This is a genomic window from Pedobacter endophyticus (genome assembly GCF_015679185.1).
Taxonomy (GTDB): domain Bacteria; phylum Bacteroidota; class Bacteroidia; order Sphingobacteriales; family Sphingobacteriaceae; genus Pedobacter; species Pedobacter endophyticus.
The window spans coordinates 4,768,763-4,785,781 of sequence record NZ_CP064939.1 but is presented as its reverse complement, the minus strand read 5'-3'; the positions used below and the strand labels follow the sequence as shown (position 1 = coordinate 4,785,781).

The following is a 17,019-nucleotide window of genomic DNA, read 5'->3' as shown; positions in this document are numbered from 1 at the left end:
ATGATAAAACGACAAATCCACCATACATTTAAAATCATCCTTTGCCTTTATTTTTTACTAATTACCAGCCACGTTACGGCACAACAAATATTTACTGACAATAAATATCCAATTACCGATTTTCGGCAGCCGTTGGGCATTACGCCCCCTGCCCTGGCGGGATCATTTGGCGAAATTCGCGGTAATCACTTTCACTCGGGAATAGATTTTAGAACCAATCAACGCGAAGGATATCCAGTTTACGCTGTTGCCGATGGCTACGTTTCGAGGTTGAGGGTTCAAAACAGTGGATTTGGCCAGGCACTTTACATCAACCACCCCAACGGTTATACCTCCGTTTACGGTCATTTGCAACGCTTTGCACCAAAAATAGCCACCATTGTTAAAAATCTTGAATATGAGAAAAAAACATTCGAGCTTGATGACTTTCCCGATGCGGCGTTAATTCCGGTGCGCAAGGGTGAAATCATTGCCTGGTCGGGCAATAGGGGAAGCTCTGGCGGCCCACATTTGCACTTCGAAATCAGGGACACGAAGACCGAAGAAACCATTAACCCGCAATTTTTCGGAATCAACATTCCCGATAATATTCCTCCGGTTATTCATGGGCTTTATGTTTATAGGTTAAACGGACAAGTTTTTAACGAATCGATTTCGAAACAGGCAATCGGCATATCGGGCGCAAATGGTAATTACAAAACGCTGGCCCCCGTAAGTTTAACTGGCGAAGTAGGTTTCGGAATTGTGGTAACCGATCGTCATAATGGCCTGTCGGGAACCAACGGTGTATACTCCATCCAGCTGGAGGTAGATGGAAAAATGGTTTATACCTCTGCCCTCGAACGCTTTGCTTTTGAAAACAGCAAGGCCATTAATTCGCACATCGATTACCCCACTTATTTAAACACAAAAAGGAGCATCCAGAAAAGTTTTGTTGATCCGGGAAACCCGCTAAAAATTTATAGCGGATTGATAAACAGTGGCAGAATCAACTTTAACGATGGCGCATCGCATCAGGTTCGGTACATTGTCACCGATTCTAAAGGCAACTCCTCCACCCTTCCCTTTACGGTTAACGCTGGTTCTGCACCAATTGCAGCGGCCACCATTCCTGCCGGAATTGTCTATCCTTATAACAAGTTAAATGAGTTTAATGCCGACGGGGTAAAAGCAATATTTAAGCAGGGAACCTTATACAACGATTTAAACTTCACTTACAAACGCCTCACGAAACCTGCCGGAAATGCTTTTTCTGCAATTCATCAGATTCATAATCGATATACACCCCTTCACATTGGCTTCGATTTATGGATCAAAGCCGATGATCTGCCGGAAGAGTTAAGGAGCAAGGCTTTAATTGTTAGTTCTGGTGGTTCTTCGCAGGGCGGCTACTTCGAAGATGGTTATATAAAAGCCAGCCCGAGGAATTTCGGTAGCTTCTACATTTCTACAGACACCACACCACCGAGGATTATTCCTGTAAACATCGTTAACGGTAAAAACATGTCGGCTTTGTCGAAGATGATATTTAAAATTAGCGATAATCTATCGGGCATTAAATCTTTCGAAGGCTACATTGATGGGAAATGGGTTTTAATGGAGTTTGACACGAAAACAGCAACCCTTTGGCACAGTTTCGACGAAAGAACCGCAGCCGGAAAACATTCGTTATCACTCGTGGTAACGGATATGAAAGACAATGTAAGGCGATACGAAATTTCTTTCTTAAGATAATCAATGTTTTGTTGATTGAAACTGAAAGCTCCTTAGTTAAGGATAAAACTGAAAAACATTGTCACCCTGAGCGCCCGCTTGACCGGACGGGCAGCAATGCTATTAAGTTAAGGATAAAACAAAAAACATTGTCACCCTGAGCGGAGTCGAAGGGCGATGTTTATTTGTTTTTTAATATAGAAAAGGTCTTCGACTGAGTTTATCTTGAGCGAAGTCGAAAGGCTCAGATCCGATAGCTATCGGATGACACTCATCTCGCTTAACTGAATGACATTGGACGCCCGCCTCAACGAACGGGCAGGGCTGAGCGCAATACGGGGCGAACATTAAAATGGAAAATGGCAATTGCTTTTCTGAAATAAAAAACCTGAAAAGTCTTTAACAAGCTAAAGTCATATTTATCTCCGATATAAACACTATAATGAATTAAACTGTTTACCTTGCAAATGCAATCATTTAAACATTCAAAATTCAATCATTTAAAACATGGCAGAACTTAAAGAAGGAGATCAGGCGCCTGCTATTACTTCAAAAGATCAAGATGGCAACGAAATATCGTTAAGCAATTACCAGGGCAAAACGGTGGTTTTATATTTTTATCCCAAAGATGATACGCCCGGATGTACTGCCGAAGCCTGCGATTTCAGGGATAACTACCAGGGCCTGCAAGCCAAGGGCATTGTAGTTTTAGGCGTTAGCGTTGATGACGAAAAGTCGCATCAAAAGTTTGTTACCAAACACAGCTTACCTTTTACCTTACTGGCCGATACTGACCAAAAAATAGTGAATGACTACGGTGTTTGGGCCGAAAAAAACATGTACGGCAAAAAATACATGGGCACAGTGCGTACTACTTTCATTATTGATGGCGAAGGAAAAATTTTGCACGTTATCAAAAAGGTAGATACCAAAAACGCTACCCAGCAGGTGCTCGATTTAATAAACAACTAATTATGATATAGCAGTTAAAATATTAACTTTGCTTTGTAACAACAACCTCTTATTTTAATGAAACATACAATTAAAGAGCTAGAAGATATTGCCTCGCAAATAAGACGAGATATCGTGAGAATGGTTCATGGATGCCAATCGGGCCACCCTGGTGGTTCACTAGGCTGTGCCGATTTTTTTACCGCCTTGTATTTTGAGGTGTTAAATCATAAAAAGGATTTTAGTATGGACGGTGTTGGCGAAGATTTGTTCTTCCTTTCAAACGGACATATATCGCCTGTATGGTACAGCACGTTGGCCCATGCGGGGTATTTTGATAAAAGTGAACTGGCAACTTTTCGTAAGCTGGATTCGAGATTGCAAGGTCACCCAACCACGCACGAAGGTTTACCCGGCATTCGTATTGCTTCGGGCTCCTTAGGCCAGGGCATGTCGGTAGCGATTGGTGCTGCATTAACCAAAAGGTTAAACGGCGACAAATCGTATGTTTTCACCTTACACGGTGATGGAGAACTGCAAGAGGGCCAAAACTGGGAAGCTGCAATGTTTGCACCTTTTCATGAATTGGACACCTTAATTTGCAGCGTAGATTACAATGGACAGCAAATTGATGGCCCGACTAAAAAAGTACTTTCGTTAGATAGCTTACAGGCTAAATTTGAAGCATTTGGCTGGCATGTAATCAACACCGATGGAAACGACATGCGTTCTATTGTTGAAGGTTTGCATTACGCCAAAACGTTAACAGGAAAAGGTAAGCCAATCCTAAATTTGATGAGCACACAAATGGGTGCTGGTGTAGATTATATGATGGGTACGCATAAATGGCACGGAACGGCTCCAAATGATGAGCAGTTGGCCACAGCCTTGGCCCAATTGCCCGAAACATTAGGGGATTACTAAATAAGATTAGAGATGTGAGATATGAGATTTGAGTCTCATATCGAATATCTAAAATCTCATATCTAAAAACAGAATGGAAACCTGCGGAGCAAGCTTGAACGCAGCTAAATAAAAATATAAACAAGGTGAAAAAATATACATACACAGAGAAAAAAGATACACGTTCGGGATTCGGAGCTGGCTTACACGAAGCTGGAAAGAAAAACGAAAACGTTGTTGCACTTTGTGCCGACTTAGTTGGATCGCTTAAAATGGATGCTTTTATTAAAGATTTTCCTGAGCGATTTACCCAGGTGGGCATTGCAGAAGCAAATATGATCGGTATTGCAGCCGGAATGACAATTGGTGGTAAAATTCCATTTACCGGAACATTTGCCAATTTTTCTACAGGTCGCGTTTACGATCAAATTCGCCAATCTGTAGCTTATTCTAACAAAAACGTTAAAATTTGCGCATCGCATGCTGGGCTAACCTTAGGTGAAGATGGTGCTACACACCAAATTTTAGAAGATATCGGCTTAATGAAAATGTTGCCTGGAATGGTGGTAATCAATCCTTGCGATTACAATCAAACCAAGGCCGCTACAATGGCCATTGCCGAGTACGAAGGTCCCGTTTATTTACGCTTCGGTCGCCCCGTTATTCCTGTATTTACAGATCCTGACCAAAAGTTTGAGATTGGTAAAGCGTGGATGGTGAACGAAGGTACCGACGTAACCATTATTGCAACCGGACACATGGTTTGGAAAGCAATTGAGGCTGGCGAAAAACTAGCGGATATGGGCATCGATGCCGAAATTATAAACATTCACACCATTAAACCGCTGGATGACGAAGCCATCTTAAAATCGGTTAAGAAAACAGGTTGTGTAGTTACCTGCGAGGAGCACAACAAGTTTGGCGGTTTGGGCGAAAGCGTTGCCCGCCTACTCACTACAGAATTGCCAACTCCACAAGAGTTTGTAGCCACTAACGACACTTTCGGCGAAAGCGGAACACCTGATCAATTAATGGCAAAATACGGCTTAGATACGGTTAACATCGTTGAAGCGGTACAGAAAGTAATTGGCAGGAAAAAATAAACACGATTTATGGATTTTCGAGATACAAAAGGATGATACTCCTAACGTGTTTCGTGTTCAGAATTATTGAAACGTGCTACCTTTTGATCTTTCTTGTTTAAGTAGTAGATTAGACCAAAGATTTTAGGAATAAAATCAGTAAGACGCAAAATTACACTGAGTATATCTGGTGTATTTTGTGTCTTTCTGTTAAATAACCTTGCGATAAAATAAATAACTGTCCCGTTAATGAAACAAGTCGAAGATTCAGAAATACTAGCCATGTTTGCTGTCGAGCGTACTCGAAATGAAGCTTTTAACTTGTTATTAAAGAAATATCAGCAGAAAATTTACTGGCACATCCGACGATTGGTGCTCAATCATGATGACTGCGACGACTTGCTGCAGGAAGTTTTTGTAAAGGTTTGGAAAAACCTCGAAAAGTTTAGAAGCGACTCACAACTCTACACGTGGATTTATCGCATTGCGACAAACGAATCCATCACTTTTTTGAACAAACAAAAGCAGAAAAACAATACGCCGTTAGATGAAGTGTCGTCAGAACTCGCAGAAAACCTCGTCGCCTCATCTTATTTCAATGGCGATAAATTGGAGCTCAAGTTGCAAAAAGCTATTCTTACCCTTCCCGAAAAGCAACGCATCATTTTCAACATGAAATACTTCGACGACATGAAATATGAAGAAATATCGGAAGTGCTGGGCACATCTGTTGGCGCATTAAAAGCATCATTTCACATCGCTGCAAAAAAAATCGAAGCTTTTATCACAAATGATGAAATAGACTATTAAACCTTTGCGCCGAAATTGTATCATATATAAGTGATGATTGAAAATGTAGAAAATAACGATTGGGAAAGGGATGCACCAGTGCTGGCAGCAATGGCCAAAACTAATCCTTTTGCTGTTCCAGCTAATTATTTCGAAAGTGCTGAGGAAATTACGCTTTCGGCCTTTTTTCTGGATAGGTTAAAGGAAAAGACCACGAATACCAGTTTTCAGGTTCCGGAACAATATTTCGAAGAATTAACGGAACGTATCGAAACGAATATCAAATTTTCTCAACCTGCTTTGATGCAAAATGCTTTTGCTGTTCCCGAAAACTATTTCGACAGCTTGCAAAGCCGAATTGCAGATAAAATTGCCGCTGCTGAGCCTAAAAAAGTGGCCAAAATAGTTCCAATGTGGCGACGAGATATATTCAAATACGCCAGTGCAGCCTGCTTTGTTTTAATGGCATCTGTTGGGGCTTATTTTTATCAAAATAGCAGTCCAGCCATTCCAAACGTACAAACAACAACGGCAGACCTGGCAACCGATCAGTTCCTTTACGATATTGACGAGAGTACAATTATTGAGCACCTCGAAGCCCAAAATACAGTCGCGTCAAAAACTACTTCTGCGTCAGATACAGAAATGGAAAACTACATCTTGAGTAATTTCTCTTCGAGCGATTTAACTCAGGCTTTAAATAACTAATTGTAACGATCATGATTTTGCGTTTCGACGTGAAGTCGTGATAGCTTCATCACCATTGAAAACATAAATTAACAGATGAAAATGAAGAATTTAATGTTCGTTGCCTTAATGTTTTTATTACCCTTAACCGCTTTGGCGCAGCGCCCAAAAGGTGAAGAAATAGAATCGTTAAAAATTGCCTATTTTACCCAAAAGCTCGACTTGTCGCCTGAGGAAGCAAAGATATTTTGGCCGATTTATAACAACATGCAGAGTGAGCAAAGTGCCCTGCGTAAAGAGCGTATGCAAAAAATGATCTCTTTCCGTAAGGTTACCGAAATTGATAATTTGAGCGATGCACAGGTACAAAGCTTAATTACCAGCGAATTTGATCTGAGACAACGCGATCTGAATATAGAGAAAAAATATTACGCCAAGCTCAAATCGTCGTTGCCAATTAAAGTGGTAGGCAAGTTCTATCGGGCACAGGAGGCTTTTAAACGAGAGCTGCTAATTAGGTATAGAGGTGGAGGGAAATAAAATTTTGAAAAAGACTTACAGAGGATGCATGTAACCTTTATAATGTTTTGACATGGGTTTTTCTTGACCCGAAATAATAAAAAAAAATTAAGAATTACCTATCATTTTTGTAATATTTCTGAAAAATCGCTGTAACAAAGAACTTTCTTCGGTAATAATCATGGCCTCTGCCAACATGCCATTTTTTAAAACAATTTTATGCATTGATTCTTTATTTTCAATTTTATCAAAGCTGACCTTGGCGATAAAAACACTATCACGATAGGCTGCATCAGATAAATAGGTCAATTTTCCTCTAATCATACCATACTGTTCAAATGGATAACTTTGCAATTTAACTAAAGTACGTACACCAATATGTATTTTGCCCATATTATATTGCGGTATTTGTACTTCTCCAAAAAAATCAGTGTTGCCGGGGTTAATAATAAACACTTCTTGGTTACTTGCTATATTTTGGTTTTGTTGCAGAATGCCTGCAAAACTTACTTTACCAGCGATAGGTGCACGCAAAATGTGTTGCTGTGTCCAAGCTTCACATTCTGTAATACATTGGTTTAAAGCCTGCACAAATTTAGCTTGTTGCTGGGTAATGGTATTTCGCAACTCAGCTAGTTCTTTTTCCTTTGCAATATAGCTGCTGGTATTATTCAACACCGAAGTTTCGGTTTGCTGTAAAGGATATTTTGCAGCTAAATACTTATTTTCCTGCTGAATAAACTCACTCCTAGAAATTACCTTTTTGGTATATAATTGTTTATACGCTCTGTATTCACTTTCCGAATTAGCGTATTCCTTTAATTGAATTTGTCTTTGTTTTAAAATTTGACTTTTTAAATTTTTAATAGCACTTAAGTCTCGCTCTAAAAAAGCCATTTGGCTTAAGTAATAGCCATTTTTTTGAGTAGATTGATATTGTAGGTACTCTTGATAAAAGCGTTGATAATTTCCTTGTATTTCGCCCAAATTTAAATTTATTGGCAATTTGAAAACCTGTTGATTATTTAAATTAAAAATATCATTTTGGATTTCTTTTAATTTTTCGGAAAGCTTTAGGACATCATTTGGGTCTGCCGTACTTTCAAAAAAAGCAAGTAATTGATTTTTTGTTACTTTTTGCCCATCCTCTACAAGTAAACTTATTAATTTTCCACTTTGTTTTGAAAAAACTGCTTTTGGTGCATTTAAGGAATTTACTTTTAAATTGACCTTAACAATATCAGGATACTCTATAAAAGCTGAAAGCAAAATAATTCCTCCTAACACAAAAAAAACCAATGTTATACCCCACCGTATAATCCAATCAGGAACTGCGGCAATAATTTCTTGTATCTCTTCACTATTAATTTCAATAGATATATGTTCGTGCTCGGGCATATTGATCTCCAATTATTTTAATTTCCTAATTCCAATTGATTCTTCACCAACTGATAATACTCACCTTTACTTTTAGTTAATTCAGTGTGTGTTCCTTCCTCAATAATTGCACCCTTATCCAACACTATTATATTATCTGCATTCTTTACTGTACTTAAACGATGGGCAACAACCACAACGGTACGGCCTTTAAAAAACTGCTCCAAATTCTCCATAATTATCCTTTCATTATTGGCATCCAAAGCGTTTGTAGCTTCATCAAAAAAGATATATTCTGGGTTTTTATAAACGGCTCTTGCAATAAGCATACGTTGGCGTTGCCCTTGACTTATACCGTTTCCGGCTGCACCAATTTTGGTATTGATACCTAACGGCAAGTCTTCTATAAATTTACTGACATTAGCTATTTTTATGGCGTGGTTTAGTCTTTCGAGGTCAGGATAATAATCATTTACAACAATATTACGGGCTATTGTATCCGAAAATATAAATCCGTCTTGCATTACTACGCCACACTTGCCTCTCCAATAACGATAACCAATCTGATTTAAGTAGGTATTGCCAATCTTGATATCTCCTTTTTCTACTTCGTAAATACGTAATAGCAATTTTAATATAGTGGTCTTTCCGCTACCACTCATGCCTACTATGGCCGTAGTTTTGCCTTGAGGAATACTAAGGTTGATGTTTTGCAGAACAGGTTCGTTACCTGCACCGGGGTAGCTGAAAGTTACATTGTGTAAGCTAATGTTTTTATTCGTTGGCAAATTATTTATAAAGTTAGTTTCTATCGGCTCTTCATCTTTCATCTCGTGTATTTCGTTTAGCCGTTCTAAACTAATCTTTGCGTCTTGAAATTGTTGCAAAAAACCCAACAATTGTTCAATTGGGCTATTCAATTGCCCCACAATATACTGTACAGCCATCATGCCACCTAAAGTTAATTGCCCATCAATTACAGCCTTTGCTACCATAAAAGTGATGAGGATATTTTTGCCCTCATTAATGAAAAACGCTCCTATTTGTTGATATTGACCCAAAGCCAGGCTTTTAATACTAAATTTAAATAGTCTTGCCTGTATGTGCTCCCATTCCCAACGCTTTTGCTGTTCACAATTGTTCAACTTAATTTCCTGCATACCGCTAATCAACTGTACAATGCTGCTCTGATTATCAGATGAAATATCAAACCGCTTAAAATCAAGTTCGCGTCGTTTTTTCAAGAAAGCAACAACCCACAAACTATATAAAAAGGCACTTACTATAAAGACAACAAAAATATTGAGGTTATAATAACCCAATACCACAGCAAAAACTACCAAGTTGAAGAGCGAAAAAATAGTACTTAATGATGAACCTGTTAAAAAGCTTTGTATTCTACCTTGATCATCCATTCGCTGCATAATATCACCCGTCATCTTGGTTTCAAAAAAGCTCATTGGGAGTTTCATCAACTTAATTAAAAAATCGGTAAGGACAGATATATTAATCCTTGTGCTAATATGCAATAAAATCCAAGAACGAATAAAGTCAACGCTCAGACGTCCTAAGAAAAGCATCGTTTGTGCAATAAGGATAAGATAAACAAAGTTGATGTTGCGGGTATTGATGCCAATATCGACAACTGATTGTGTTAAAAATGGTAAAATCAATTGCAATAGACTACCAATGCCTAGCCCCAAGAACAGTTGGAAGATCAGTTTTCTGTATCTGGTTAGATAACCTATCAGATAAGTTAAATTTAAGCCCTTTGTCGGATCGCCACTCTGTGAATAAAAATCGGGAGATGTGGAAAGTAACAAGACTATACCATCACTATTATTTTTGGTACTTAACCAATGTTGGCTAAAATCGGTTATACTATATTTTATCAGGCCTTTAGCAGGGTCAGCGATGTAAAAAATGTCTTCTGTTATTCTGTAAAGTACTATAAAATGACCTTGTTGCCAATGAATAATGCATGGCAAGTCTATTTCTAAAAGTTTTTTTAAGTTAATTCTTATTCCAGTTGTACGAAAACCTATTTTTTCAGCTGCTTGACTGATACCCAATAACGAAACACCTTCTCGGTTAATTCCTGAAATTTCTCGTAAACGCTGTAAGCTGTAGTTGCGCCCATAATGTTTAGCTATCATACGCAAACAGGTAGGACCACAATCCATTTGGTCAAGTTGTTTGTAAAAAGGAAATGAAATCAATTTTTATTTTTTAAGATATTATACGTTAATTACTTGTACTTGGCATCAAATGAATGTATATAATAAACTGGGGGGGTGCTAAAATAGAATTTAGAGAATCCATGGGTAAAGAAGTTGTTTTTTATAGTAACTCTTCGTTTTTCATGCTTTCTTTCTTTTCCCTGAAGCAGAGCTACGAGAGGTTTTTTATATTACATATACTTCAAATCTTCAATCTCATATTCGATTGGCAAATGAGCATTGTTTATTAAAAACATTGGGGTTTCATTTATGTTATTTTGATTCGCCCATTCTTTATTCTCCATTAGTATTTTTTTGGCTAATTCGTACTTTTTGACATAAAATTTTCTCTGCCATTTTTGATGATCTAAATTTCCCCATTCATACCATGCATCAATCGATTCTAAATATATCTTTTCACCACTTAGAAAAAATATAGAAATAAATTGCAGGCAAATATCTTTAGCTTCATTATTATGGTTATCCAAATAAATTACCTTTAATGCATAATTATCATTGTAAGAAATCACCCTCTTAACCTTTATATATGCTTCCCGGCAATAATCACAAAACGGATTAGTTATTAATGATATCTGCATTTCTCTTTCCTTTCCAATTATGATAGGACTTGTCGTTCTAACATCTGTATTTTGGAAATTTTGATATGATAAAAAGTTAAAAATCTGATCATTACTAATAAATCTATTTAGCCTTTTTATTACATTCTCAAATTTATTTCTATAATCCAATGCCAAAAAATAAAAATTTGCGATTACTAGTAAAATCGCTATGGGAACAAAACAATTAAAAAAACTAAATAAACTATATTCAAATGAGCTTCTTTTTATAAAAAAAGTAAAAAAATTCAATACAATACAACTTTGAACTAGTAAGCAAAGTATACACCAGCTTTTTGCTATATACTGCTGATAAAATATCGAATAGAATGGAAAAAAAACGGCTAAAAATGAAATTATAGTTAACACACCACCTGAAACTATATAGTTTGAGTACATTGGGATTGAACAAAATAGCAAAAAATACACAATGCCAACACGATCATATTCAAATAGATTTAAAAATCTAGTGCTTTTTGTGAGCGATTTACAATCTCCACCTTTTATTAGCTTACATACGCTACTTTCTTCGTCACTATTTTTTAAAATAGATATTTTATTGCTTAAAAGTAAACCAATAAAATTAAGACCAAAAACAATACTATTAAAAATATAGTTTTCATTTTTGACTAGCATTAAAAAAAAAGCAACGAATAGAAAAAAAACGAATAAATATTTTTTTTCTGAAACTATAATGCTTAAAACTTTGTTTGTTAATATGTTTCTTTCATGTTTTATGTCTCCAGCTTCGAGAAACATTACATTATCAGACCATCTTTCTAAAAATTTGGGTATATTCTCTTTAAAAGAGTCCCCCTTTCCATTAATTAGTTCTATGTTTGTAGAGTTTATTTTTGTTATTGCGACGATTTCGTCTGGATTTTCCAAATAAGCAAGAAATGAGCCTGCTTTTTCCTTTGCATCATTAAAACTTAGCTTTTGGGCTATTGATTTAAGTCCATAAATTGTAAACAATTGACTTAAACCAAAAAAGTTATTACTATTGGGGTTAGTAAGTAAAAAAAAATTTAGATTATAGTTGGTAAATTTAATTTTGTATTTTTTTAAAAAAAATTGAATTAATTTATGTGATTACTTCTCATCGTTAATTATTGTTCGATCTTGATTGAGTATAAACTTAATTTCAATTCAAACTAATACACATTTTCTAACTCGTTAATACTCCCCAACTGTCCTAAAATAAAACTAGGCAAAGGATGTTTCTTCATTTCTTCCGTCCAATAGTCTTTATCATAAAAACTCCGATCAGTATCAATGTTTGCCTTATATTTTATGGGCTTATTCCAGTCAAAACGAATTTTATCACTGAGATAAATTTCTGTAACTGTCTCTACTTCGTTGATTTTTCCGTTATGACTCTTTTCCAATGTTTTTTTATCAGAAAATATATATATTGGATGTCTAATATTGTCTGTCTTAGTCCATTTTTCTATATTTTTACTTTTACCCGAAATCTTCCACCATAATGCTATTTTTAGCGCTTCGTCACCGTCAAAATCGTTAGTTACATTAATTTCCACTGGAAAATTTTCTTTGTCAAAAATAGCATACCCAACATTCTTCCCCTCATCAAACACATCGTATAAACTGTCTTTAACTTTTTTTGTACTGTACCAACTCCAGCTACTAGAAATTCGATCACCGTTAGGTAGATCGTCATTAAAAAAACCATCACTAAATGTAATACTAAATACTTTCGATTTTGCCTTTATACTATCTATTTTAAAATTTCTAAATGCTCTTATATATTTGTTTTTTTGTGCACGAAACGGATATTTTGAACCCTCAAACAGAATTTGATAATCTGTAATGGCATCGCCATATCTCACAACCTTATTATTTACCAATTTCCAGCTTCGTACGAAAGCACTTAAAATGTAGTATTTATTAATACGCTTAGCTTTTATTTCAACACCATCTAACTCGTTAACTTTTATTTTCTTAACATAAATAATATTAGGTAAAATACCAATAGGGAATTCTACCGATTGATAATCTATACTATAAATCATAATCTTTGTTATTTTCAATTCTCCAAAGAAAGATTTATCAAAAATAAATTCACCTTTCTCATTCGTATCTCCAATTAACCCCCCACTTTCTGTAAGAATTGATATCCCTTTAATTGGCTTGTTGTCCGCTTTATCTAAAATAATTATTTTTTTTTTGAGCAAAAACAAAATATGGAGTTAGTATTAAAAGTAAAAGTAAAAACCTTCTTTTCATATGAAATTTCTAATTTTAGCTTATATTTCTGTGAGTTTAAAGACCTAATATTCAATTTTGAATATCAAATGTACAATCATCATTCTAGTCTTCACTTATTATTAATATTCAAAATTTCAGCACAACAATGAACAATATTAGTTAGATTCCATCTAGAATGTATCAGTCGTTTAAAGTATCAGATAATATAAAATCCCTTCTTCATTATCCGATACTTTAAAGTTTTACCTGTTAACTTTGCCAACCTGCAAATTAAAAATTTACTGGATCACCATCGTATTCTAAATTTTCTTCAATGGTTGGTTCAACAGTTGCTAACTGTCGGTCTCGTGCTTTTCTACATTCATCATAGTTGTTGCCCTGTGAAATCGTGATTCCAAAGACTACAACACGAGGATGTTTAATAGTACAATAAAACCTACTGTACCCACCTTTTACAGCTTTCATTTCTTGCTTTGAGAGCATTTTCATTCTCAAATTTTCCATATTTTTTATTCTCTTAAGTGATGAATATCTTTCAACTGAAATAGCCTTTTGATATTCGATTGATTAATTACCTCAAACCTCAACTAAAAAATCTAAAATAAAAACTTTTGGCACCAACAACCGTCGAAACGACATGAACGACATACGAGGCGGTGTGAACGACATATTTTCGACTCGCTGAAAATATTATAACAAAATTCTTCTTTGATTGTCAGCTTTTTATTACATATATTCGTGTAAATCATTTCTTAAATAGTGCAAATCCCACTTTACTTTTATTTAAGAAATATTATGCTCACGTGTCTCGCCATTGATGATGATTCTTCTGCTTTAGAGTTACTAACTGATTACATTGCAGAACAACCAGAACTTAAACTATCGAAAACATTCACCAACCCCCTTATTGCCCTGGCTGCAATAGAGGGATTAAAAAATCCGGTAGATATCATTTTCTTAGACATCGAAATGCCGGAAATGAATGGTTTGGAACTTGCTAAACTGATTCGGCATAAAACAAAAAGGTTAGTTTTTACAACAGGTTACGCTAGTTACGCTTTAAGTTCGTACGAAGTGAATGCAGACGATTATTTGCTAAAACCCATATCGTTAACAAAATTCACACAATCCTTAACAAAACTGTCGCTTAAGGAATCGCAGAGCATGCCACAAGAAAGCCAGGAATACCTTCTTGTAAAAGGCACTGAACATAGGAATCAACTAATAAAGCTGAAGATTGAAGATCTAATTTTCGTAGAGGCACAGGAAAAGTCGACAAAAATTCTAGTTAATCAAGAAGCTTTTATGTCTAACTCGAGGTTCCATGAAGTAATGGAATTATTAGCAGAAACTGATTTGTTTGTACAGGTGCACCGCTCGTTTCTTGTAGCAAAAGATCAAATTAAGGTTTTAGAACGATCCCATATTATACTTTATAATGGCAAAACCATAAAAATAGGCAGAATGTATGCTCATGTTTATGCAAAGCTTTTAAAAAGGAATTAACCTATCCTAAACCAATAGCTTTTAAATCAGTATTAGATCAAAGCTTTCAAATCTCAATCCCTGCACAATTTTAGCAATGGGGCACTTTTCTTTTGTCTCCTGCCATCACCCTTCAATTCTAATCTCATTTTAATCTTAGTCTTATTTCGCTGTAATAACATCGTGGTAAACTTGTATAAATAATTTATAGAAATTTAAACAAGATAATCCCATGAAGACAGTATTAGTTCCAACCGATTTTAATGTGGAGAGCACAAAAATTATCGATGCTCTTATGCAAAGCCAGCACGAAAAGCTCAACATCATTTTCTTGCACGCCTTTAAATTATCCGATTCAGTAACCGATATGCTAATGTTGAACTATAGAAGCCGGGATTATGAAAACATTAGCGACGAGTTTTACGCACAATTAAACCATTACAAAGCGAAATACGCCGACCGACTCAACCTCGGGATTGAATATTTCTATGGCAGTACCGTTGTTGCGTTCAAAAATTTCCTCGAAGCGCTGGAGGTGGCTTGCATTGCCTATCCAAAAGCCTACAACTTTAAGCCCATTAACAAATATAGCATCGATCCAAAATTTTTAACCGGGCGCTCGGGCTGTGAAACAATGGAGTTGGATATTATCGAGCACGAAGTTAACGAGAACCTCATCGAAACCAAGATGCACGAAAGAACGTTGCAAAATACTAATGTTTAAGCCCTGTCCTATTAAATTTTTATCCTATGCTATTAAGAAAGAATGTCCCACTTAGTTATATATTCGGAAAAATCAAAAAAGAACTATTGTTCGTAATCGCCTATTCGGTGGGCATAGTTATCCTGTATCAAAATTTTCACGTTACCCGAATATCAATACCTGTTGCCGTGCCGGCACTTTTAGGCACCATAATATCACTTTTGTTGGCTTTCCGGTCGAACCAGGCGTACGACAGATGGTGGGAAGCCAGAATTCTTTGGGGGTCGATAGTTAACGATTCCCGGTCAATCTCTCGCCAGATATTATCATTTGTAGAAAACCCTTATCAATTGGAAGAAGTTGAAGCGTTTAAGGAGCGTTTCATCAAGCGACAAATTGCCTGGTGTTATGCGCTAAGTCAGTCGTTACGTGGCTTTAATCCTCGAGAAGGCATTGAAGGATATCTTTGTGCCGAAGAAATTGCATTTATCAAAAAACGCAAAAATGTAACTACAACATTATTGGAATTGCATGGTATGGACCTGAAACGTGCATTATCGGAGGGCTGGATTAATAAATACCAGCAAATTGAGATCGATAAAACCATTACTGGCCTGTGTAATTACATGGGCGGATCGGAAAGAATCAAGAACACCGTTTTTCCGGTTACTTATAGCAAGTACATCAGCATGTCGATACATTTGTTTATAGTGTTGCTGCCGTTCGGATTGATCGAATATTTTGGATATATGGAAGTGCCCTTAGTAGTCGCCATTGCTGCCTTTTTCTTATTGGTAGAAAAAATGGCTGTACACTTACAAGATCCGTTCGAAAACAAGCCTACAGATACGCCAACAACAACGATATGCAGAACTATTGAGCGAGATCTTTGCCAAATGTTAGACGACAACAAATTATACGAGGACAAACCTCAAACCGAATTGGCACCTTTTGGTTCGTATTACATTTTATAAACGTCAATTCTTTTCTGTCGTTAGTAAGCCACAATTTCTTCTCTAAATGAGAAAAGGTTGTGGCTACTTTTTTAAATCGGAAAATAACTTTATGAAGCGATGACCAGATTATACTTTTCCATTAACAATTTACTTTCCACAGCCCCGGCCCTGGCTGTTTTGATGGCAGAAAAAATATAGATATAAAATAAACCGATCATTGCAGCCGTTGCCAAAGCATTCAGATTAATTCCGAAATAAAAATGAGGTGTATCGAGCACCATACTTAATACGCTAGACATCGAAAGAAAGCTACCAAGAAGGCACAGATAAACAGCCGAACATCTAAAAGCTAAATAATTTTTCAGCGAATTCGATCTAAAGTATTGCGCAGAAAACGCAACGGTGATGGCCAAAACCGCGATTATAAAGATTGGAAGCATCAACTTCGTTTTTTGAACAAAATCTTGTAATTTATAAAGTGCAGCGAATGCCACCAGTGTAACTGGGAGATATTTTAGCCTAAAAAAAGAAAGCATAAAGCGGAAGAACAGCTTTCGGTATTTTTTTTCAAGTCCTCTTGTAATCCCTTCTTCAATGCTACTAAAACCAAACAGACCAAATGATTGATGCGTCTCTTGCAAAGCCTGATCGAAACTAAGCGTATCGTTGTTGTTCATTCGCTCTTCCACAGCCGACGCTACATGATCAATAATTTCCATTTGAACATCGATGAACGTGAAGCCACGTTTCCTGATGAACTCCTGAATCTGAATTAATTGTTCCTTGGTT

At 36.3% G+C, this 17,019-nt stretch carries 16 protein-coding genes; 10 read left to right on the top strand and 6 right to left on the bottom strand.

Going from position 1 to position 17,019, the window contains the following annotated elements; all coding sequences use genetic code 11:
* The 7 genes from IZT61_RS19600 to IZT61_RS19570 all read left to right on the top strand — a co-directional run bounded on the left by IZT61_RS19600 (position 1) and on the right by IZT61_RS19570 (position 6,665).
* Complete coding sequence (locus tag IZT61_RS19600; protein WP_196098696.1) at positions 1-1,734, top strand: M23 family metallopeptidase; 1,734 nt, start codon at positions 1-3, stop codon at positions 1,732-1,734.
* Positions 1,735-2,220: 486 nt separating this feature from the next.
* Positions 2,221-2,685, top strand: a complete 465-nt coding sequence (gene bcp / locus IZT61_RS19595; protein WP_196098695.1) for a thioredoxin-dependent thiol peroxidase — start codon at positions 2,221-2,223, stop codon at positions 2,683-2,685.
* A gap of 57 nt (positions 2,686-2,742) precedes the next feature.
* Positions 2,743-3,588, top strand: coding sequence for a transketolase (locus IZT61_RS19590; protein WP_196098694.1), 846 nt, complete (start codon positions 2,743-2,745; stop codon positions 3,586-3,588).
* Positions 3,589-3,713: 125 nt separating this feature from the next.
* A complete protein-coding gene (locus IZT61_RS19585) occupies positions 3,714-4,670 on the top strand; it encodes a transketolase family protein (RefSeq protein ID WP_196098693.1) in 957 nt (318 codons plus the stop codon).
* Between the two features lie 228 nt (positions 4,671-4,898).
* The gene (locus IZT61_RS19580) at positions 4,899-5,459 is read left to right on the top strand and encodes an RNA polymerase sigma factor (protein WP_196098692.1); all 561 of its coding nucleotides are present in this window, start codon (positions 4,899-4,901) and stop codon (positions 5,457-5,459) included.
* Positions 5,460-5,489: 30 nt separating this feature from the next.
* Positions 5,490-6,146, top strand: a complete 657-nt coding sequence (locus IZT61_RS19575; RefSeq protein WP_196098691.1) for a hypothetical protein — start codon at positions 5,490-5,492, stop codon at positions 6,144-6,146.
* Between the two features lie 75 nt (positions 6,147-6,221).
* Positions 6,222-6,665, top strand: coding sequence for a hypothetical protein (locus tag IZT61_RS19570; RefSeq protein ID WP_230383773.1), 444 nt, complete (start codon positions 6,222-6,224; stop codon positions 6,663-6,665).
* A gap of 87 nt (positions 6,666-6,752) precedes the next feature.
* On the opposite strand, the gene IZT61_RS19565 is transcribed toward IZT61_RS19570, so the two are convergent.
* The 5 genes from IZT61_RS19565 to IZT61_RS19545 all read right to left on the bottom strand — a co-directional run bounded on the left by IZT61_RS19565 (position 6,753) and on the right by IZT61_RS19545 (position 13,590).
* The gene (locus tag IZT61_RS19565; protein ID WP_196098689.1) at positions 6,753-8,042 is read right to left on the bottom strand and encodes an HlyD family secretion protein; all 1,290 of its coding nucleotides are present in this window, start codon (positions 8,040-8,042) and stop codon (positions 6,753-6,755) included.
* Between the two features lie 17 nt (positions 8,043-8,059).
* Positions 8,060-10,240: a peptidase domain-containing ABC transporter gene (locus IZT61_RS19560; RefSeq protein WP_230383772.1), complete on the bottom strand. Its 2,181-nt coding sequence runs from the start codon at positions 10,238-10,240 to the stop codon at positions 8,060-8,062.
* A gap of 191 nt (positions 10,241-10,431) precedes the next feature.
* Entirely contained in the window at positions 10,432-11,832 is a 1,401-nt protein-coding gene (locus IZT61_RS19555; RefSeq protein WP_196098688.1) for a vitamin K epoxide reductase family protein, read from the bottom strand.
* 179 nt (positions 11,833-12,011) lie between these two features.
* A complete protein-coding gene (locus IZT61_RS19550) occupies positions 12,012-13,052 on the bottom strand; it encodes a hypothetical protein (protein ID WP_196098687.1) in 1,041 nt (346 codons plus the stop codon).
* Positions 13,053-13,356: 304 nt separating this feature from the next.
* Positions 13,357-13,590, bottom strand: coding sequence for a hypothetical protein (locus IZT61_RS19545; RefSeq protein ID WP_196098686.1), 234 nt, complete (start codon positions 13,588-13,590; stop codon positions 13,357-13,359).
* A gap of 291 nt (positions 13,591-13,881) precedes the next feature.
* Here IZT61_RS19545 and IZT61_RS19540 point away from each other — a divergent pair, with 291 nt between their 5' ends.
* The 3 genes from IZT61_RS19540 (at position 13,882) to IZT61_RS19530 (ending at position 16,248) form a co-directional block, all read left to right on the top strand.
* Positions 13,882-14,592, top strand: a complete 711-nt coding sequence (locus IZT61_RS19540) for a LytR/AlgR family response regulator transcription factor (protein ID WP_196098685.1) — start codon at positions 13,882-13,884, stop codon at positions 14,590-14,592.
* 211 nt (positions 14,593-14,803) lie between these two features.
* Entirely contained in the window at positions 14,804-15,295 is a 492-nt protein-coding gene (locus IZT61_RS19535; RefSeq protein WP_196098684.1) for a hypothetical protein, read from the top strand.
* Positions 15,296-15,321: 26 nt separating this feature from the next.
* A complete protein-coding gene (locus IZT61_RS19530; protein WP_196098683.1) occupies positions 15,322-16,248 on the top strand; it encodes a bestrophin family protein in 927 nt (308 codons plus the stop codon).
* Between the two features lie 89 nt (positions 16,249-16,337).
* Here the strand turns inward: IZT61_RS19530 and IZT61_RS19525 are convergent, their stop codons facing one another.
* Positions 16,338-16,949 carry a hypothetical protein gene (locus IZT61_RS19525; RefSeq protein ID WP_196098682.1) on the bottom strand — a complete coding sequence of 204 codons (612 nt, stop codon included), beginning with the start codon at positions 16,947-16,949 and terminating at the stop codon, positions 16,338-16,340.
* Positions 16,950-17,019 lie beyond the last annotated feature (70 nt).